The organism is Bacillus sp. FSL H8-0534, assembly GCF_038005885.1.
Taxonomy (GTDB): domain Bacteria; phylum Bacillota; class Bacilli; order Bacillales; family Bacillaceae_G; genus Bacillus_A; species Bacillus_A pseudomycoides.
In genome coordinates this window covers 1,876,075-1,894,817 of the sequence record NZ_JBBOUC010000001.1, presented here as the reverse complement: position 1 = coordinate 1,894,817, position 18,743 = coordinate 1,876,075, and the positions used below count along the sequence as shown (strand labels likewise).

At 37.5% G+C, this 18,743-nt stretch carries 19 protein-coding genes and 1 other annotated feature; of the genes, 11 read left to right on the top strand and 8 right to left on the bottom strand.

Annotated features, from left to right (window positions below; translation table 11 throughout):
* Positions 1-594 precede the first annotated feature (594 nt).
* On the bottom strand, positions 595-1,086 hold the full coding sequence (locus tag MHH71_RS09910; protein ID WP_003195889.1) for a YajQ family cyclic di-GMP-binding protein: 492 nt from the start codon (positions 1,084-1,086) through the stop codon (positions 595-597).
* A gap of 142 nt (positions 1,087-1,228) precedes the next feature.
* Between MHH71_RS09910 and MHH71_RS09905 the strand changes: the two genes are divergently transcribed.
* Positions 1,229-2,095 carry a CvfB family protein gene (locus MHH71_RS09905; protein ID WP_006093927.1) on the top strand — a complete coding sequence of 289 codons (867 nt, stop codon included), beginning with the start codon at positions 1,229-1,231 and terminating at the stop codon, positions 2,093-2,095.
* Positions 2,096-2,417: 322 nt separating this feature from the next.
* On the opposite strand, the gene prsA is transcribed toward MHH71_RS09905, so the two are convergent.
* Together prsA and MHH71_RS09895 are read right to left on the bottom strand one after the other, a co-directional pair.
* Positions 2,418-3,272 carry a peptidylprolyl isomerase PrsA gene (gene prsA, locus MHH71_RS09900; protein WP_003195894.1) on the bottom strand — a complete coding sequence of 285 codons (855 nt, stop codon included), beginning with the start codon at positions 3,270-3,272 and terminating at the stop codon, positions 2,418-2,420.
* A gap of 123 nt (positions 3,273-3,395) precedes the next feature.
* A complete protein-coding gene (locus MHH71_RS09895; protein WP_001120851.1) occupies positions 3,396-3,527 on the bottom strand; it encodes a DUF3941 domain-containing protein in 132 nt (43 codons plus the stop codon).
* 107 nt (positions 3,528-3,634) lie between these two features.
* On the opposite strand from MHH71_RS09895, the gene MHH71_RS09890 reads away from it, so the two are divergent.
* Entirely contained in the window at positions 3,635-4,492 is an 858-nt protein-coding gene (locus tag MHH71_RS09890; protein ID WP_033798724.1) for a YitT family protein, read from the top strand.
* Between the two features lie 27 nt (positions 4,493-4,519).
* Here the strand turns inward: MHH71_RS09890 and MHH71_RS09885 are convergent, their stop codons facing one another.
* The 3 genes from MHH71_RS09885 to MHH71_RS09875 all read right to left on the bottom strand — a co-directional run bounded on the left by MHH71_RS09885 (position 4,520) and on the right by MHH71_RS09875 (position 5,768).
* Positions 4,520-4,717 (bottom strand): DUF3813 domain-containing protein, encoded by a 198-nt coding sequence (locus MHH71_RS09885; RefSeq protein ID WP_003195898.1) that lies wholly within the window; start codon positions 4,715-4,717, stop codon positions 4,520-4,522.
* On the bottom strand, positions 4,718-4,858 hold the full coding sequence (locus MHH71_RS09880; protein WP_003195901.1) for a hypothetical protein: 141 nt from the start codon (positions 4,856-4,858) through the stop codon (positions 4,718-4,720). It lies immediately after the preceding gene.
* 100 nt (positions 4,859-4,958) lie between these two features.
* Complete coding sequence (locus tag MHH71_RS09875) at positions 4,959-5,768, bottom strand: Cof-type HAD-IIB family hydrolase (protein WP_003195903.1); 810 nt, start codon at positions 5,766-5,768, stop codon at positions 4,959-4,961.
* 543 nt (positions 5,769-6,311) lie between these two features.
* On the opposite strand from MHH71_RS09875, the gene MHH71_RS09870 reads away from it, so the two are divergent.
* On the top strand, positions 6,312-6,491 hold the full coding sequence (locus MHH71_RS09870) for a YjzC family protein (protein ID WP_018763997.1): 180 nt from the start codon (positions 6,312-6,314) through the stop codon (positions 6,489-6,491).
* 206 nt (positions 6,492-6,697) lie between these two features.
* Positions 6,698-9,298, top strand: a complete 2,601-nt coding sequence (gene clpB / locus MHH71_RS09865; RefSeq protein WP_006093925.1) for an ATP-dependent chaperone ClpB — start codon at positions 6,698-6,700, stop codon at positions 9,296-9,298.
* A gap of 38 nt (positions 9,299-9,336) precedes the next feature.
* On the opposite strand, the gene MHH71_RS09860 is transcribed toward clpB, so the two are convergent.
* Positions 9,337-9,519 carry a YjzD family protein gene (locus MHH71_RS09860; RefSeq protein WP_033798723.1) on the bottom strand — a complete coding sequence of 61 codons (183 nt, stop codon included), beginning with the start codon at positions 9,517-9,519 and terminating at the stop codon, positions 9,337-9,339.
* A gap of 157 nt (positions 9,520-9,676) precedes the next feature.
* Between MHH71_RS09860 and MHH71_RS09855 the strand changes: the two genes are divergently transcribed.
* The 7 genes from MHH71_RS09855 (at position 9,677) to MHH71_RS09825 (ending at position 16,820) form a co-directional block, all read left to right on the top strand.
* Complete coding sequence (locus MHH71_RS09855) at positions 9,677-10,411, top strand: hydrolase (protein ID WP_018783038.1); 735 nt, start codon at positions 9,677-9,679, stop codon at positions 10,409-10,411.
* Between the two features lie 57 nt (positions 10,412-10,468).
* The gene (locus MHH71_RS09850; RefSeq protein WP_006093923.1) at positions 10,469-11,329 is read left to right on the top strand and encodes an NAD-dependent epimerase/dehydratase family protein; all 861 of its coding nucleotides are present in this window, start codon (positions 10,469-10,471) and stop codon (positions 11,327-11,329) included.
* Positions 11,330-11,745: 416 nt separating this feature from the next.
* Positions 11,746-11,919 (top strand): ComZ family protein, encoded by a 174-nt coding sequence (locus MHH71_RS09845; protein ID WP_003195910.1) that lies wholly within the window; start codon positions 11,746-11,748, stop codon positions 11,917-11,919.
* Between the two features lie 345 nt (positions 11,920-12,264).
* A complete protein-coding gene (gene fabH, locus MHH71_RS09840) occupies positions 12,265-13,197 on the top strand; it encodes a beta-ketoacyl-ACP synthase III (RefSeq protein WP_018783036.1) in 933 nt (310 codons plus the stop codon).
* 31 nt (positions 13,198-13,228) lie between these two features.
* Positions 13,229-14,467 (top strand): beta-ketoacyl-ACP synthase II, encoded by a 1,239-nt coding sequence (gene fabF, locus MHH71_RS09835; RefSeq protein WP_003195912.1) that lies wholly within the window; start codon positions 13,229-13,231, stop codon positions 14,465-14,467.
* Positions 14,468-15,113: 646 nt separating this feature from the next.
* Positions 15,114-15,902 carry a DUF2268 domain-containing protein gene (locus MHH71_RS09830; RefSeq protein ID WP_003195915.1) on the top strand — a complete coding sequence of 263 codons (789 nt, stop codon included), beginning with the start codon at positions 15,114-15,116 and terminating at the stop codon, positions 15,900-15,902.
* 171 nt (positions 15,903-16,073) lie between these two features.
* Positions 16,074-16,820 (top strand): YjbA family protein, encoded by a 747-nt coding sequence (locus tag MHH71_RS09825; protein WP_003206164.1) that lies wholly within the window; start codon positions 16,074-16,076, stop codon positions 16,818-16,820.
* A 275-nt stretch (positions 16,821-17,095) separates the two neighbouring features.
* Here MHH71_RS09825 and trpS read toward each other — a convergent pair whose 3' ends face one another.
* The gene (trpS, locus tag MHH71_RS09820; protein ID WP_003195917.1) at positions 17,096-18,085 is read right to left on the bottom strand and encodes a tryptophan--tRNA ligase; all 990 of its coding nucleotides are present in this window, start codon (positions 18,083-18,085) and stop codon (positions 17,096-17,098) included.
* Between the two features lie 229 nt (positions 18,086-18,314).
* Positions 18,315-18,534 (bottom strand) — a binding site (T-box leader).
* Positions 18,535-18,743 lie beyond the last annotated feature (209 nt).

Below are 18,743 nucleotides of genomic sequence, written 5' to 3'. Positions count from 1 at the left end.
AGTTTTGAAAGGTGAAATCTAGCTATTTGAAAATAAACACAATTAATAATTCGTTTATTAGATGAACGTTTTTGGTATTCAATCCGCTCTTTAAAATTACCTTTATTTATTTTCTGAAAATTTAGCCATATTTTATGTTTATTATATTCAGAAAATAGATGGTTTGCAATCTGTTTTCGTATGCAATATTGCATACGAAGTTATTATATTTTTATGTTATAATTTATAATTTTATATATAAGGAATATCATGGGTAGAATAATGGATTTTATCATTTTAACCGTGAAGACCCCCTCCTCTAAACGAAGTGAAGGTGGGGGTAGTTCAATTAGTTAGAAGGTGAAACAGTTTTTTTCTGTAAAATAGAATTGATTAATGAGAATATTTGAAAAAAGTATAATCCTGATAAATTTCAATTATAGACAAAAGTAGATGGTTATCGATACGCTCGGTTCTGAGGGCTGAAGTCTGTCCAAATGCAGGCCTATCTCATCGTAGCCTGCCAAAATATGAAAAAATAGCGCTTCATCTGACCAAAAAGGGTTAGGTGAAGCGCTATTTTACGTGTGTTTATCATTTTTTATTATTTTTCTATTAACGATAGTTAATGAATTGTACGTCGATTGGTAAATCAGCGCTACGAACCGCTGCGATTACTGCTTGTAAGTCATCGCGGCTTTTTGCTGTTACGCGTACTTGATCATCTTGTACTTGTGTTTTCACTTTTAATTTTAACTCTTTAATAATGTTATTAATTTTCTTCGCGTTATCTTTATCGATACCTTGTTGCAGTGTTGCACGTTGACGTACTGTGTTACCAGTAGCGCTTTCTACTTTTCCGTAGTCTAAGTTTTTAATTGGTACTTCGCGTTTAACTAGTTTTGAAATAAGAACATCTTTTACTTGATCTAATTTAAATTCATCATCAGAAGTTAAAACGATTACTTCTTTTTCTAATTTAATATCACTCTTGCTTCCTTTAAAGTCATATCGATTTTGAATTTCTTTTAATGCGATGTTAATAGCATTTGTTACTTCTGGTAATTCTACTTTTGAAACGATGTCAAAAGAACTATCTTTTGCCATAGTAAGCACCTCCAAATTAAATTCCACCTCTTATTATAGTGAATTTTTGCGAGTTGGACAAATAAAGGAAAATTCGTGTTATAATGAAGCTTTCTTTGGAATGATAAAAATATACTTTATATATAGAAGGGAATTAAAATATATGTATTTGCAGCCAGGATCGATTGAACAGGTAACTGTTTTACGAGAAACGGAAATTGGATATATGGTTGGATTTGACGATGAGGATGGTTATGAAGAAGTATTTTTACATAAAAATGAAGTAGCGGGAGAAATTGAGGAAGGCGATACGATTGATGTATTTCTATATCTTGATCATCAAGAGCGAATTTCTGCGACAATGAAGACGCCGCTTATTACGATAAGTGATTGGAATTGGGTAAAAGTCGTAGAAGTAAAACCTGATTTAGGTGTGTTCGTTGATATCGGTGTTTCTAAGGATATCTTAATCCCAGCTGATGAGTTTCCAATTTATACACCAGTTTGGCCAGAAGAAGGCGATGAGTTATATTGTACATTAAAATTAACAAATCGTGGTCGTCTTATTGCTCTTCCGGCAAGAGATTCAGATATGCAGGAAATTATTGTAGAGGCAACGCCATCTATGCGTAATAAAAATGTGAACGGACGTGTATATCGCTCACTTCAAGTTGGTTCGTTTGTATTAACGGATGAACATTTCCGTGCCTTTTTACACCACACAGAAAGAAAAGAACAAGTTCGTATTGGTGAGCGTGTAACGGGCCGTATTATTGATGTGAAAGATGATGGTACGATTAATATTTCACTTCTTCCGCGTAAAGAAGAGGGAATGGAAGATGATGCTGCGGTGGTTTATGAGTACATGGAGAGCCGCGGAGGAGCAATGCCGTTTTGGGATAAGAGCCATCCAGAAGACATTAAAGAACGTTTTAATATGAGTAAAGCAGCGTTTAAACGTGCGCTTGGTAAGTTGATGAAAGAAGAAAAGGTTTATCAAGAAGAAGGTTGGACGTACTTCAAGAAATAAAAAAATCCGAACAGGCTCATGCTTGTTCGGATTTTCAGAGTGTTGGGAAACAGGAGTCAGCAGGCTCCTTTTTTTTGTCGTTATGTGTCGGAACGTCGATATATTCGAATTTGCTCCGATAAAGTGAAACTTTAATCAGTGGGGTTTTCTTCATCTCCCACTGATTATTAGCTCTCGCCAATCGGGCTTTTACGAGCAGTTGATTTCTCACTTATCTTTCTCGTTTTTCTCTGAATCTTGAGGTGAGAGTCTTACTGCCCGCTAATGCGGGGTGAAATTTCATTTACTATTTTTCTACCAGCCCACTCTGTTGCTAGATTTTTTATTGTTGCCCGGAAAGACGAGAGAATGTATCTTTCAAATCGCTATCTTTTACTTTAATATCAGCTTTCTTGAATTCGTCTAACAATATTTTCTGACCTGTAGTTTGATCTGCTAACAACTTTTCTTCCAGATTTTTACGAATGGAATCTTTTACTTCATCATATGGTTTTAATTCTTTTTTATCGGTAAGTTTAATAATGTGATAGCCTTGTGATGACTTGATAGGTTTGCTAATTTCACCGACATTTAATTTGTAAGCCGCTTCTTCAAATTCAGGTACCATTTTACCTGGACCGAAGTATCCAAGGTCTCCGCCATTTTCCTTTGAACCTGGGTCCTGTGACTGTTGTTTTGCTAACTCTTCGAATGAAGCACCTTCATCCAGTTGTTTCTTAATATCATTTGCCGTTTTTTCATCGTTTACTAAAATGTGGCTGGCTTTAATTTCAGGTTTATAGTTTGCTTTTACATCTTTATCTGTAATGCTTTTCTTAATGGCTTCGTTCATTGCTAATTTGAACCTAATTTGATTTTTAAAGTCATCTTCATCTTTTAGGCGGTTACTTTCTAATACCGTTTTGAATTGATCACCAAATTGATCTTTTGCTTTTTTGAATTCTTTATCGACTTCATCATCAGATACTTTATATTTTTTTGTCATGATATCTTGTGCCATCATTTCATATAGCATATCTTTTCCGTACCGTTCTTTTAACTGCTTGTCAAAATCACCTTTTGTAATGGTTGAAACTTTTGATGTTGCAATCGCCTCTGAGTTATCTTTTGGACCACAAGCAGACAGCATTAACGTTCCGAGCGCAGCTGTTGCTATCCATAATTGTTTTCTTTTCATCCTAACACCTCATCTAATTATGCTGTTATTATTGTAAAATAGAGAAGTGAACAAGAAGTGAATTTGAGATGTTTTTTGTGAAATAAAAAAGTACATCAACAATTATGTTGATGTACGAAATAATTAAAGATGATCTGTTTTTTTAGAGTATGCACGTTTTCCTTGCTGAATATTTTTTTGTTCTTGTTCATTTTTTTGTGTGCGCTTTGCATTATTATCGCGTGCTTTTTTGTCATTATCGCTTGTATGCGGCATACATATCAACTCCATTTCTAAACAGTTGTACGTTTATCATTTCCGTTTTCGTAAAGACTATGTATACGAGTAGTGGTGAACCTATTATGTATAAAGGTGGATGGGGTATGGACTTAAAATTAAATTATGCCGAATTAACGAAAAAACTAATTGTTGTTATCATCGCAGGTTTATTAAATGCAATTGGAATGAACTTGTTCTTAACGCCAGCAAAAGTATATGCGAGCGGTTTCGCGGGATTATCTCAATTGCTTTCGCAAGTGTTAGGCGATTTTGCATCGATTCACATATCGACGGGAGTACTTTTTGCTTTATTTAATATTCCGGTCGTTATTTTAGCATGGAAAAAGGTCGGAAAAGCGTTTACGTTATTTAGTTTTTTATGTGTTGTATTTATGACACTGTTTTTAGAAATTATACCAGTGAAGGCTGTTTCAAATGATATTATATTGAATGCTATTTTTGGTGGTCTCATTTCAGCGATAGGGGTAGGAATTGCCTTAAAATGGGGAGCTTCCACAGGTGGTTTAGATATTATTGCAATGATTTTGTCAAAAATAAAAGATAAGCCTGTCGGAACATATTTCTTTTTCTTTAATGCAATCATCATTATTGCAGCTGGCTATTTGTACGGATGGGAAAAAGCGTTATACACGTTAGTGACACTATATGTATCATCGAGGATTATTGATGCAATTCATACTCGTCATGTGAAAATTACAGCATTTATCGTTACGAAAAATGGTAAAGATGTACGAAAAGCGATTCAAGCACGTTTAGTACGCGGTATTACAACTATACCAGCGACAGGGGCATATACAAATGAAAATAAAGAAATGCTAATGATTGTGATTACCCGTTACGAGCTATATGAACTAGAGAGAATTATTAGACAGGTAGATCCTGGCGCATTTACAAATGTCATTCAAACGGTCGGTATATTTGGGTTGTTTCGGAAAGATTAAAGAGGACCGGGAATCGGTCCTCTTGTTTTAATGTGTGTTAGTAATGTTTTGCAGTTGCTGTTGCATCTCACGCAGTTGTACCTTTTCAGCAGTTGAAGAATTGGCATAAGCGGATTGCAAAGCATTTTTGGCTCTATAAACGAGTTCCCGCTGTTCTGTGCCGCTTGAACAAGAAACGGCGCCTGCAACAGCATCTCGTGCTTGCTGAAATAATAAGTTACCCATTTAAACCCCTCCGAGAGAAGAGTTGTTTCGTTCTTTTTCTGCATCAGCTAATGTACCGCGGTACGGGAATCTTTCAGCATGCTTCATAACAGCATCGGCCCCTTGTTGGGTGAAGCGTTTTGATTTGTTCTTTTTACCCATTCGTAATTCCCCCTTTTTTAGCAGAAAACAACTGACACATCGCTGTGTCTAGTTATAGTATGAGCGTTTTGAGCCAAACTATAAGTAGGGAATTTTTAGATTACAATCCAAGAACCTCTTCTAAATAAAGAGCAATTCCATCTTCTTCGTTTGTTAATGTCGTATGATTCGCTAATGTTTTTAATTCAGGAATGGCATTACCCATGGCGATGCCGTGACCTGCAAACTCAATCATCTCAAAATCATTGTCTTCGTCACCGAACGCAATAATTCGTTCTTGTGGAATGTTATAATAGCTAGAAACTTTTTGAAGTCCAATCGCTTTATTGAGGCCGCTTTTCACAATTTCAATAATCGGCCAAGGAGCACCCCATTTTCGATGATCAATCACTTCTGCATGCATATCTGTTAAATGCTTACGAATAGCTGTTGATTGCTCATCCAGTGCATCGATTAATAAGCATGTTGGATGATCTTGCAAAATGTTTAGTAAGTCTCCTGTGAAAATATTTGGAGAGCCAAATTCAAAGATATGCTTTTTATCCTCATCAATTTCGCGAACATATACATCGTCAATTACTTCGGCATAAATGTTTTTAACGCCAAAATCAAAGCAAGCCCGAACGATTTCTTGTGCAGTAGAAAGCTCAAGGGGGGAATGGTGCGTTCCCCAATTTGTATCAAGCGGGTGATGAACATAAGCGCCGTTAAAGTTAACGATAGGTGTATTCAAACCAAGTTCTTTATAATAAGCGTGACTAGCGCGAAATGGACGTCCTGTTGAAATGACAACAACATGTCCTTGTTCTTTTGCTTTTTCAATTGTTTGCTTTGTTCGTGCGGAAATAATTTTATTGTCTGTAAGTAAAGTGCCATCTAAATCTAATGCGATTAAATGTTGTTTTTTCATGTTTTCACCTCTTATGAAAAATTTTTTGTTTCTATCTGTATTTCCGTTTTAAGATGCAGAAATAAGAGGTTGGAAAGTGTATAGATAAAGTGGAACTTCCATCAGCGGGGGTCTCCATCCCCCGTTAATGCGGGAGAAACAACCATGAATGGAAGTTTCATTATATATTCATCTTACGTCGCGAAACATGTTAGTGTCCACTATTTCCTACCCAAAATCAGAAAAGTCAATGATTTTTTTGAAAGTTCAAATAATGTTTCTTTCATTTTGTACAATTTGTGAAAAGGGTTACATTACGGGCGCAGCAAGACATATAATGAACATGTAATCTTCTCGTATATGTTTGACTCTCCTTTGGAACTGGCCTAGAATAGGTCGGTTTCTTTTTTTTCAACAAGTGATGCTTGTTCTCCTGCTTTATCATGTAAAGTCATACATATGAACAGTAATAAAAAATATGACTCGTTTCCTAAACATAACAGAAAGGCTTTCTCAAAAATGGATATACTAACGGTGTAAAGATGTCATGGAAGGAGAATGAAAATGGGACAAAATCATAGGTTTCGTTCTGGACAGAAAGCACCAAATGATGGGATTTATGTAGAAATTGGTGAAACAGGAAGTATGGTTAAAGATCCACAACTGGTAAAATTAACTGCTGGTCAAAGGTTTCCTGAGAATTCGAATCAGAACCGCCAGTGGACATATAAAAGAAAGCCGTAAGAGAAGCCGCAATTTATATTGCGGCTTTTGTGATTGAAGAGCAGAGGTATACATACTATTTTTGGGAAACAAAGTTCAAATTTCATAATCAAATTCATTGTATAAAAAAGACAATTGGCGTATAATTAAATTAAAGGTCAAATAAAGTCAAAAAATCAAAAAAGGTCAAACATCAAGAGGATTCCAATGTTTGGAGGTTTATGAAGATGGACTTAAATCAAATGACGACGAAAACACAAGAAGCAATTATGAGTGCTCAATCTTTAGCGGTATCTCATCATCATCAAGAAGTTGATACTGTTCATCTATTACTTGCATTATTACAGCAGCAAGATGGATTAGCAGTGCGTATTTTTCAAAAAATGAATGTCAATATAGAACAATTAACGAAAGAAGTAGAAAGATTGCTTCAAAAGAAACCATCTGTTACAGGAAGTGGTGTAGAAGCTGGCAAAGTGTATGTGACAAATGCTTTAGGGCAATTACTCGTTAAAGCAGAGGCAGAGGCAAAAAAACTGCAAGATGAATATATTTCAGTGGAACATGTATTGCTCGCATTTTGCGAGGAAAAAGGTGATATGAATCACTTGTTCACAGCATTTCACATTACGAAGGATACATTATTACAGTCTTTAATGGAAGTTCGGGGGAATCAGAGAGTGACTAGTCAAAATCCAGAAGTAACATATGAAGCGTTAGAAAAGTATGGCCGTGATTTAGTGGCAGAAGTAAGACAAGGGAAAATTGATCCTGTCATTGGTCGTGATAGCGAAATTCGCCGGGTTATCCGCATTCTTTCTCGTAAAACAAAAAACAACCCTGTTTTAATTGGTGAACCAGGCGTTGGGAAAACAGCAATTGTTGAAGGATTGGCACAACGAATTGTGCGAAAAGATGTACCAGAAGGATTAAAAGATAGAACAATCTTTGCGTTAGATATGAGCGCGCTTGTGGCGGGTGCAAAGTTCCGTGGTGAGTTTGAAGAACGTTTGCAAGCTGTGTTAAATGAAATCAAAAAAAGTGAAGGGCGTATTCTTTTATTCATTGATGAGCTCCATACAATTGTTGGTGCTGGTAAAACAGAAGGGGCGATGGATGCAGGGAATATGTTAAAACCAATGCTTGCACGCGGTGAACTTCATTGTATTGGAGCGACTACTTTAGATGAATATCGAAAATATATTGAGAAAGATCCAGCGCTAGAACGTCGTTTTCAACAAGTGTTAGCGGAAGAGCCAACGGTAGAAGATACAATTTCTATTTTACGTGGTTTAAAAGAGCGCTTTGAAATTTATCATGGTGTAAATATTCATGACCGTGCGATTGTAGCGGCGTCTGTATTGTCTGATCGATATATATCTGATCGCTTTTTACCAGATAAAGCGATTGACCTTGTTGATGAAGCGTGCGCAACAATTCGAACAGAAATTGATTCTATGCCAACAGAATTGGATGAAGTAACGCGCCGCATTATGCAGCTGGAAATTGAAGAAGCTGCTTTAGGAAAAGAAACGGATCGTGGTAGTCAAGAGCGACTAAAAACATTGCAACGTGAACTATCTGATTTAAAAGAAGTTGCAAATGGAATGCGAGCGCAATGGCAAAAAGAAAAAGAAGAAATCCATAAAGTTCGTGACTTAAGGGAACACCTTGAACGTTTACGTCGTGAATTAGAAGAAGCAGAAGGGAATTACGACTTAAATAAAGCAGCAGAGCTTCGTCATGGTAAAATTCCAGCAGTGGAAAAAGAATTAAGAGAGGCGGAAGAAACGGGAGCGCATAACGAACAAGAGAACCGTTTGCTTCGTGAAGAAGTAAGTGAAGAAGAAATTGCAAATATCGTTTCACGTTGGACTGGCATACCAGTTGCAAAGCTTGTAGAAGGTGAACGTGAAAAACTGCTACGCTTAGAGCAAATTTTATCAGAACGTGTTATTGGGCAAGAGGAAGCAGTTAGTCTTGTGGCGGATGCAGTTCTTCGTGCTCGCGCTGGTATTAAAGATCCAAATCGTCCAATCGGTTCATTCATTTTCTTAGGACCAACAGGCGTTGGGAAAACAGAACTTGCGAAAACATTAGCACAATCTTTATTTGATAGTGAAGAGCAAATCATTCGCATTGATATGTCCGAGTATATGGAGAAACATGCTGTGTCTCGCTTGATTGGAGCTCCTCCTGGATATGTAGGATATGAGGAAGGTGGACAATTAACAGAAGCCGTACGCCGTAAACCATATTCCGTTATTTTATTAGATGAAATTGAAAAAGCACATCCAGAAGTATTCAACATTTTATTACAAATGTTAGATGATGGGCGTATTACGGATTCACAAGGACGAACAGTGGATTTCAAAAATACAGTGATTATTATGACATCAAATATTGGTTCAGGGCATTTATTAGAAGGGTTACAAGAAGATGGTACAATTAAAGAGGAAGCAAGAGATCTTGTTATGGGGCAGCTTAGAGGACATTTTCGTCCAGAGTTTTTAAATCGTGTGGATGAAATTATTTTATTTAAACCACTTACAACAAATGAGATCAAAGGAATCGTTGATAAAATTGTAAAAGAGTTACAAGGGCGTTTAATAGATCGTCATATTACAGTGGAATTAACAGAAGTAGCAAAAGAGTTTGTTGTGGAATCTGGGTTCGATCCGATGTATGGAGCGCGTCCATTAAAACGATATGTACAGCGTCAAGTTGAAACAAAGTTAGCACGGGAATTGATTGCGGGAACAATTACTGATAATAGTCATGTAGTTGTTGATGTGGAAAATAACGAACTAGTTGTTCATGTCCAATAAAAAAAGAGTCCGGAGATTGAATCCGGGCTCTTTCTTTATTAGTGTTGTTCTACTGGTTCGTTTGGAATTGCTGCTGCAATTGCCATTACAAGCACAGCAAGAACAACTGAGAAAATAGACGCTTGTTGGAAATCGTATACACCGCCGGTCATAGAGCTAATTACATAGCTCATCATATGTACAAGCAGGAACGACCAAATAAAGGCCCAAATTACACGCATCTTTTCACACCCCTATTCGTTCAATCTGTCCTTATTGTAACACAATTGAAAAAAGAATATAGAAAAAATATTTGTAGATTTTTCAAAGCAAAATTGTATTCCTTTCATACATTATAAAGGAGTAGTTTTTATGTTTAGAAAATAAGGCGGGAGAATGATGAGTGTTACGGAACGTTTTTTTTACTTAGAACAAGAACCATGTGTGATTTATTTGCCAGAGAAGCCCAATGGATTTGGTGTCATGCTTCTTGGTGATTACAATTATTTTATTGAGAATGGTACAAGTTTATGGACGCAGCATGCGGGGCGCGCTCATTTTTTAAATGGGCTGATAGAAAATGGATATACCGTTTTTTCATCTAATTTATACGGGAGACATTGGGGGAATGATCAATCGGTTCGTTTAGCGAAGCGTTTGTATCATGTTGTTATGAAAAAAGAAACACTAAACGAACAAATTCATATCATTGCAGATGGAATGGGGGCTCTTGTGGCTCTTGAAATGATGAATCGATACCCAGAATGTATTCGATCTGTAGTGATGCTTACTCCATGCCTAGATTTGCCTGCACATGTGGAATTTGAAAAAGAGCATAAATTTTTCTATAAAAGGTTAGTGAGAGAGTTATTGCTTGCGTATGATGTGAAGGAAGCTCAGTTAGAAGCGGAAATTGCTAAGAAGTCTTTTTCTTATTTACCTTCTTGTGTGCCTGTAAAAATATTTGTATCCACACAAGAACAAAAAGCGCGCAAGCAATTGTTACGTGAATATGAAAAAAAGCGGATAAATAAAAATTGTGAGACCTCACTATCGTTTCATTTGCAACATGTAAAATATAAGATGGTTCAACATACATGTCATTTCTTTAAAAAATATGAAGAAGATTTATGAAGCTCCAATATACATAAATGAGGAGCTATTTGTTTAGAGGGAGAAAGGGTTGGTGACATGAAGCGCGTACTAATTATAGGAGCACTTTCGTTTGTAGGCTATCATCTTGTAAATAAAATGCTTGCGGAAGAAGTAGAAGTATATGGCCTTGATTTTGCTGATCTGGAAAGTATGTCAAAAGTAAGTGAAGAAAAGTTATTTCTAATTGGGCGGAATGATTTGTTTATGTATTCGTCTATAAGAGATGAGAGCGGATGGAAGACAGTAGAAACCGATCAATTTGATGCGGCTTACTTTTGTTTATGTGAACCGAACAGGCAAAGCGGATTTCGAAATGAACGAATCATTTTACAATATTTAAAGCGCGTCATTCATATGTGCGAAAGAAAACAACTGAAGCTAAATGTACTTTCTTCTATTGAAATAGCAAATGTGCAAGATCAATCTGAAAATAAACGATTATTTATGAAAGTAGAGGAAGAAGTGGAGAAGGGGAATATTCGTTATAGTATACTTCGTGTTCCAACTTTATATGGCCCATGGCAGCCTTCCTTTATGACGTACCACAGGCTTATTCTTTCTGAACTTATGGAAAAGGAATATGAGCTTCTTCAAAATGAAAATGGAGAGGACCTTCTTTATGTAGAAGATGTGTGTGAATATTTATGGGAAAAAGGTAAAACCATAGAAAATTTAGGTGTATATAATATGATCAGTGGTAAAGAAAATCTATGGGAAAAAGGAATTATCCTTTTAAATGCCGAGCATAAAGTGAAAAAAACTGTTAAAGAAGTAAAAGGAGAAGAGATAAAGAGTGTTTGTATTGTGAAAAACACGCCGTTAGAATTCGGTTTAAATAAGCAATTGACACATTTAAAACGATATAAAGAGTTATACGAAGAACATAACATATGTTAAACTATACAAATATAAATTGAAAAACCGATATAAAACCTTTTTTTAGGTGGGAGAGAGTATCCGCCCATGCATAGAAGCGGTCAGGTCCTTTTTTGGCCCCATGCCAAGTGAAAACAAAAGGAGAAAACGAGTGAAAATCTCCGTTTATTTTCATAGCCGTGGTTTGTATGTTGGAAAATCAATATAAATACAAATTGAAAAACCGATATAAAACCTTTCTTTTTTAGGTGGGAGAGAGTATCCGCCCATGCATAGAAGCCATACCCCATACCAAAAGTTAAAAACAAAGAGAGAACACGAGTGCAAGTCACCTTTTGTTTTTGTAGCACCGACTTATATGTTGAAAAATCAAAAGGAATTTATATAGTGTAGAAGTAAGGAGATTAGTGCTCCTTTTATGGAAAGGATGAAGAAATATGAATGAAAAAAATATGCAGTTTTTACAAATCGCTATGAAACACCTGCCGGAAGCAAAGGCCATTTTGGATGATAATGGGATTGCACTTGATATGGAAAAAGCGCAGCCAGTACTAGAGTTGTTAATGAAAGTAATGAACGAAGCATATGAGCTTGGAAAAGCGGGAAAATAAGGTGAACTAGACAAAAACCCTTTTTTTGGAGGAAGAGAGCATCTAGCCATGCATAGAAACGGTCAGAGCCTTTTTCTGCCCCACGCCAAGTAAAAGCAGATACGGAAGTATTTTTGTCATTTTAACCGAGAAGGCTCCCTCTTCTAAGCAAAGTGAAGGAGGGGGGAGTTCAATTGGAAAAGAGCGGGATATATAGGTAGTTTGCTTTTGGTTCTACTATGAGATAAGGTCGACAATATGTCGGCTTTATTTTTTTACTTAGAAATATATTCTAGACAAATAAACATTTATGTTTTAGAATTAGTACCAAGTCATAATAATTGATATAAAACGGAGGGCTGCGATGTGAACGTAGGCATTTTAGGGATCGGAAGATATGTGCCAGAAAAAGTAGTCACAAATCACGACTTAGAGAAAATCATGGATACATCTGATGAGTGGATTCGTACGAGAACGGGAATTGCAGAGAGACGCATTGCCGATGATACAATAGATACTTCATATATGGCGGTAGAAGCTGCCAAGAAAGCTATTGAAAATGCAGGGATTAGTGGAGAAGAAATTGACCTTATTTTAGTTGCAACAGTAACGCCAGATCGCTCTTTTCCAGCCGTTGCTTGTGTAATTCAAGAACAAATTGGTGCGAAACATGCAGCAGCAATGGATTTAGGTGCAGCATGTGCGGGCTTTATGTACGGAATGATTACAGCGCAGCAATTTATTCAAACTGGAACTTATAAAAACGTATTAGTAGTTGGTAGTGATAAATTATCTAAAATTGTAGATTGGAACGACCGCAATACGGCAGTGTTATTTGGAGACGGAGCAGGTGCTGTTGTAATGGGAGCTGTTTCAGAAGGAAACGGTATCCTTTCATTTGAATTAGGCGCAGATGGAAGTGGTGGCAAGCACCTTTATCAAGATGAATATGTTATGATGAATGGCAGAGAAGTCTTTAAATTCGCTGTTCGTCAACTTGGTGATTCTTGTCTTCGTGTTGTAGAAAAAGCAGGTCTTACGAAAGAAGATGTGGACTTTTTAGTTCCGCATCAAGCAAATATTCGTATTATGGAATCGGCAAGGGAACGATTAGGTTTGCCACAAGAAAAAATGAGTACAACAATTGAAAAGTTTGGGAATACGTCAGCTTCTTCAATTCCAATTGCGATGGTAGAGGAATTGCAAAATGGACGTATTCAAGACGGTGATTTAATTATATTAGTCGGCTTTGGTGGCGGATTAACATGGGGAGCAGTCGCTCTTCGTTGGGGCAAATAAGGACTGAGAGAAAAAAAGGAGTGTATTTTGTATGGAAAAGAAGCGTGTCGTAATTACAGGACTAGGAGCTGTTACGCCGATCGGAACAGATGTAGAAACAGCTTGGGAAAACATTAAAAATGGTGTATCTGGAATCGGACGGCTTACACGCTTAGATCCGGAACAATTTCCAGCAAAAGTAGCAGCGGAAATTAACGACTTTGAAGCTGAAAAATATATTGAGAAAAAAGAAGCGCGCCGTATGGATCGCTTCACACAATATGCGGTAGCAGCAGCGAAAATGGCAGTTGAAGATGCAAAGTTGGACATTACAGAAGAAAATGCACCGCGTATTGGTGTATGGATAGGTTCTGGTATTGGTGGCATGGAAACGTATGAAGAGCAATTTAAAATCTTTACGGAAAAAGGCCCGCGCCGTGTAAGTCCATTTTTGATACCAATGATGATTCCTGATATGGCTGCGGGCCAAGTCTCAATTGCTACAGGTGCAAAAGGAATTAATACTTGTTCTGTGACAGCTTGTGCATCTGGGGCAAACTCAATTGGTGACGCATTTAAAGTCATTCAGCGCGGTGATGCAGATGCAATGATTACAGGCGGTGCAGAGGCGCCGTTAACAAGTATGGCATTTGCAGGATTTAGTTCAGCGAAAGCATTAACATTTAATGAGGATCCAGCAACTGCTTGTCGTCCATTTGATAAAAATCGTAGTGGATTTGTAATGGGAGAAGGAGCTGGTATTCTTATACTAGAAGAGTTGGAGCATGCGTTAGCACGAGGTGCACGTATTTATGCTGAACTTGTCGGATATGGTGCAACAGGTGATGCGTTCCATATTACAATGCCTGCTCCTGGCGGTGAGGGCGGTGTTCGTGCGATACGTCAAGCATTAGCAGATGCCGGTCTTCAGCCTGAGGATATCGATTATATTAATGCGCATGGTACAAGTACAGATGCGAATGAGAAATACGAAACGATGGCAATTAAAGAAGCATTTGGTGAACATGCATATAAAGTAGCGATTAGCTCTACAAAATCAATGACTGGTCATTTATTAGGAGCAGCTGGCGCTGTTGAGGCGATTTTCTCTGTTAAATCTATTACAGATGGAGTGATTCCGCCAACAATTAACTATGAAACACCAGATCCAGAATGTGATTTAGATTACGTACCAAACAAAGCGAGACATCAAGAAGTACGCACTGTTTTAAGTAACTCATTAGGGTTCGGTGGTCATAACGCAGTGTTAGTATTTAAAGCTTATAAATAATGTAGTAAAAGGGTGTTTTGGGAAGTAGCAAAGGAGAGCTACTTCTTAAAACACCCTTTTTTGGATGGAAGAGAGCGTCCGATCATGTGTAGAAGCGGTCAGTGCCTGTTTTCGCCCCATGCCATGTAAAAACAAAAGTAGAAAGTGAGAGCGGGTCAGCTTTTGATTTCATAGCCATAACTAGGATTCGGTGGTCATAACGTAGTGTTAGTATTTAAAGCTTATAAATAATGTAGTAAAAGGGTGTTTTGGGAAGTAGCAAAGGAGAGCTACTTCTTAAAACACCCTTTTTTGGATGGAAGAGAGCGTCCGATCATGTGTAGAAGCGGTCAGTGCCTGTTTTCGCCCCATACCATGTGAAAACAAAAGTAGAAAGTGAGAGCGGGTCAGCTTTTGATTGCATAGCCATAACTAGGATTCGGTGGTCATAACGTAGTGTTAGTATTTAAAGCTTATAAATAATTGTAGTAAAAATGAAGGGGATTTATTTCGGCATCAGGACTTTACTACTAATCTTTTTGGGCGCAGGAAAGATGAAATAGCGCAATCAGAAACAAAGTAAAGCCAATCAAAAGTTTCATTTTATCACTTCGCGTTCGCTCCTTTTCTTGCATATATATATATAGAAGAAAAGGGAGGAGTGAAGATGGGGGTTATTCAAACGGCAGATTGGCTGCACCTTTATTATGGGCGTCCAGAAAAGCTTTGTGAGAAGTTTACAAAATACATTCCATTGCCAAAGGAGAGGTTGTACCGTTTTTTAATTTCTAAAGGTATGTATCGTCCAGTGATGGAAGGACAAAAAGAAATTGAGCGACTAGAGGAAAAGCAGATTTGGAAAGAGCTTTCTGAGGAGTATGAGGAACTAAAGCACTGGTTACAAGGGCCAGATGTCCCTATCTTTATTTTGTTATCAGATTCATATAATCGCACGGTACAAGCGGAATATAACGGAAAAGCTGGCTTAACAATGCGTCATGTGATTTTCCTGTTTGTCTGTGGACGGAATACAGTGAAGGAATTAAAAGCATTGCTTACCCATGAATATCATCACATATGTCGGTTACATCAAATTGAAAAGAAAGAAAAGGATTATACATTACTTGATACAATGATAATGGAGGGGCTTGCAGAGCAAGCGGTGTATGAAAGGCACTCAGAAAAGAGTTATGCACCGTGGACATCGTACTATACAAAAGAGGAAGCGGTTCATTATTGGGAGAAGGTTGTAAAAAAGAAACAGGATATGAAGAGAGGAACAAGGGAGCATGACTGCTTACTAAATGGAATGCAAATGTACCCGAAGATGCTTGGATATGGCGTTGGATTTCATATTGTAAAAGATTGTGTGGAATTTGAGAAAGATAACACGCTTTCTTTATTGTCTATGGATGCCATATGTATATTAAATAAAGCAAATACTTTTACCTCTTAATAGGTGATAAATATAAAAAACTTGGCGCTGCCAAGTTTTTTTGCATGATGAAAATGGAAGTGAGAAGTAGTGAAGAAATAATAAGTAGAATATATTCCCTTGGATGGAATAAATTTCACAAGAAATGAACATAATGAGATGTACAAACAGTAGTGAAGTGAGGGGTAGAAAATGTTATATCTACATGATGTGTGGGTAAATTGGTTTGAAGGTGAAGAAAATGGGTATAACGTTTGTCATTTTTACGAATGGCGGAAGGATGATACGATCGAATTATTAGATCAAGTGCCATTATTAAAAGTAGATTCTACATTATATCATTACATCGAGAACGAATTATTGGAACTTCCGCAAAAACTATTGGAAGACGTACATCATAAGGCGTATATTCGTAAAAATCATGAGCGTTTGCAACAAGAGTATTGTTTTGTTGTTACAGATGGAAAAGGAATTATTGCAGTGGATTCAATTGGGTACAATGTACCGATTCGAAAAAGTAGGCTTATTCCTCGTCAAGAGCAGATGGTATATGAGATGGTGGAAAATGTCCAAGCAGAAAAGTATGAGTTTCAAGTGGAAGAATCACAAAAAGAGCATCATATTTTATCACCATCGCCATATATTATGAATGGCTTAACTCGTAAAGAACGACAATTAAAACAATTGCTTTTTATGGCGCTAGATCAACTACATACAACGAAAAATCCAGCTGAAATTCGCTATTGGTATACAGAATGGGATCCATCTGCATATGGGACTGTTCAACATATGAAATTTGAAGACGTCTGGGAGCGCCTTTATGAGGAAGCGAAATATGGTTGGTCAAAAAAGCATGAACAGCTATGTGAACGCCTTGTAAAAGGGCAACCATTCTTTGAAAAGTTATGGGAAATGGAAAATGAACAAAAGGTAAATTAAAAAACCGCCAAATTGGCGGTTTTTTAATTTGATCCAGCTCCGGTGGCAAGCTCTTCTTGTCTAAGAACCTTCCGCATAAGAAGGCAAAGAACGAATTCTATGCGAAAAAAACTTAGACCGTCAGAGCTGAATGATCCACCTCCGCTTTTTGTATAATCCAGCTCCAGCGGCAAGAATGATGGGTGGCTTCGCGTCTTCCTACGAGGCAAAAAGCGCCTCTACGTCAGGAGCTCCATCCCCCTCATATTCTAAGCGAGCCACTTCCGCTTTTTTCATTACCTACGTTTTCTGCTTAATCCCATTGCATTTTCAACTTTACGTAGTTGTTTCATTGCAACGCGATTTGCTTTTTCAGCACCTTTGTCAAGAATTTCATCTAATTCAGGGGAGTTAATTAGTTCGTTATATTTTTCTTGAATTGGACGAATTGCTTCTACGACTACTTGTGCTAAATCACCTTTAAAGTCGCCGTATCCTTTTCCTTCATAGTAAGCTTCTAGTTCTTCAATTGTTTTACCTGAGAATGAAGAGTAGATTGTTAATAAGTTGGAAATACCAGGTTTGTTTTCTTTGTCGTATTTTACGATACCGTCAGAATCAGTTACTGCACTTTTAATTTTCTTTTCAATTGTTTTTGGCTCATCAAGCATACTAATCATTGATTTTGGATTTGGATCAGATTTGCTCATTTTTTTCGTAGGTTCTGTTAATGACATAACACGAGCGCCTACTTTTGGAATGCGAATCTCTGGAATTGTGAAAATTTCACGGAAACGTTTATTGAAACGCTCTGCTAAATCGCGAGTTAATTCCATATGTTGTTTTTGATCGTCGCCAACTGGCACAATCTCAGTGTTGTAAAGTAAGATGTCAGCTGCCATTAATGGTGGATACGTAAGTAATCCAGCTGGAACAGATTCTCTACCAGATGATTTATCTTTATATTGCGTCATACGTTCTAATTCTCCAACATATGCGATAGATTGCATAATCCATCCGAGTTGAGCGTGCGCAGGTACCTCTGATTGTACAAATAAAGTAGATTTTTCAGGATCAATACCACAAGCTACATATAGCGCAGCAAGGCTGCGGATGTTTTTACGAAGTTGTACAGAATCTTGAGGAACTGTAATCGCATGCTGGTTTACAATGCAGAAATAACAATCATGTTCGTTTTGTAATTCTGTAAATTGTTTCATTGCTCCTAAATAGTTTCCAAGCGTAATTGTTCCGCTTGGCTGAATACCAGAAAAAATAACTGACATAATAATGCCTCCTTGAAATTTGTATGTATTGTTGAAGAGTGGGGGAAGTAGGTCAATGCGAGCCGCTTCCGCTTTTTATATAATCCAGCTCCAGCGGCAAGAATGATCGGTGGCTTCGCGCCTTCCTACGAGGCAAAAAACGCCTCTACATCAGGAGCTCCATCCCCCTCACATTCTAAGCAAGCCGCTTCCGCTTTTAAATACAAAAAAGCCCATTCATCCCAAATGATCTAGGGACGAATGGACCGCGGTACCACCCTAATTATTTCACAAATAGTGAAATCTCTTTTATCCATTATAACGCCTGGATATAACGCCAAAGCCTACTCCTAAGTTGTTTCGGTTTGGTGCTCAAAAGCCCATTCCATACTGTACAATTACTTGTTCTCACCAACCACAAGCTCTCTGAAATTGCTGCAATATGTACTCTTCTTTCTCATCGCATGCATATGAATTTATTATAATATAGCTCTGTTTTTAACAGCTGAGCGAGCCACTTGCGCTTTTTGAGTAATCCAGCTCCAGTGGCAAGAATACTCGGTGGCTTCGCGCCTTCCAGCGAGGCAAAAAGCGCCTCTACGTCAGGAGCTCCATCCCCCTCGCATTCTGAGCGAGCCACTTGCGCTTTTTATAACAAAATGTTTTGCAAGTAATTATA

What these genes read in the sequence shown, in the direction of transcription:
- MHH71_RS09905 (WP_006093927.1), top strand. Translation starts at nt 1,229, where the DNA reads ATGTATTTGCAGCCAGGATCGATTGAACAGGTAACTGTTTTACGAGAA.
- MHH71_RS09850 (WP_006093923.1), top strand. Translation starts at nt 10,469, where the DNA reads ATGAAGCGCGTACTAATTATAGGAGCACTTTCGTTTGTAGGCTATCAT.
- MHH71_RS09855 (WP_018783038.1), top strand. Translation starts at nt 9,677, where the DNA reads ATGAGTGTTACGGAACGTTTTTTTTACTTAGAACAAGAACCATGTGTG.
- MHH71_RS09845 (WP_003195910.1), top strand. Translation starts at nt 11,746, where the DNA reads ATGAATGAAAAAAATATGCAGTTTTTACAAATCGCTATGAAACACCTG.
- MHH71_RS09825 (WP_003206164.1), top strand. Translation starts at nt 16,074, where the DNA reads ATGTTATATCTACATGATGTGTGGGTAAATTGGTTTGAAGGTGAAGAA.
- MHH71_RS09885 (WP_003195898.1), bottom strand. Translation starts at nt 4,717, where the DNA reads ATGGGTAACTTATTATTTCAGCAAGCACGAGATGCTGTTGCAGGCGCC.
- trpS (WP_003195917.1), bottom strand. Translation starts at nt 18,085, where the DNA reads ATGTCAGTTATTTTTTCTGGTATTCAGCCAAGCGGAACAATTACGCTT.
- MHH71_RS09910 (WP_003195889.1), bottom strand. Translation starts at nt 1,086, where the DNA reads ATGGCAAAAGATAGTTCTTTTGACATCGTTTCAAAAGTAGAATTACCA.
- MHH71_RS09870 (WP_018763997.1), top strand. Translation starts at nt 6,312, where the DNA reads ATGGGACAAAATCATAGGTTTCGTTCTGGACAGAAAGCACCAAATGAT.
- MHH71_RS09895 (WP_001120851.1), bottom strand. Translation starts at nt 3,527, where the DNA reads ATGCCGCATACAAGCGATAATGACAAAAAAGCACGCGATAATAATGCA.
- prsA (WP_003195894.1), bottom strand. Translation starts at nt 3,272, where the DNA reads ATGAAAAGAAAACAATTATGGATAGCAACAGCTGCGCTCGGAACGTTA.
- MHH71_RS09830 (WP_003195915.1), top strand. Translation starts at nt 15,114, where the DNA reads ATGGGGGTTATTCAAACGGCAGATTGGCTGCACCTTTATTATGGGCGT.
- fabF (WP_003195912.1), top strand. Translation starts at nt 13,229, where the DNA reads ATGGAAAAGAAGCGTGTCGTAATTACAGGACTAGGAGCTGTTACGCCG.
- MHH71_RS09875 (WP_003195903.1), bottom strand. Translation starts at nt 5,768, where the DNA reads ATGAAAAAACAACATTTAATCGCATTAGATTTAGATGGCACTTTACTT.
- MHH71_RS09890 (WP_033798724.1), top strand. Translation starts at nt 3,635, where the DNA reads ATGGACTTAAAATTAAATTATGCCGAATTAACGAAAAAACTAATTGTT.
- MHH71_RS09860 (WP_033798723.1), bottom strand. Translation starts at nt 9,519, where the DNA reads ATGCGTGTAATTTGGGCCTTTATTTGGTCGTTCCTGCTTGTACATATG.
- MHH71_RS09880 (WP_003195901.1), bottom strand. Translation starts at nt 4,858, where the DNA reads ATGGGTAAAAAGAACAAATCAAAACGCTTCACCCAACAAGGGGCCGAT.
- clpB (WP_006093925.1), top strand. Translation starts at nt 6,698, where the DNA reads ATGGACTTAAATCAAATGACGACGAAAACACAAGAAGCAATTATGAGT.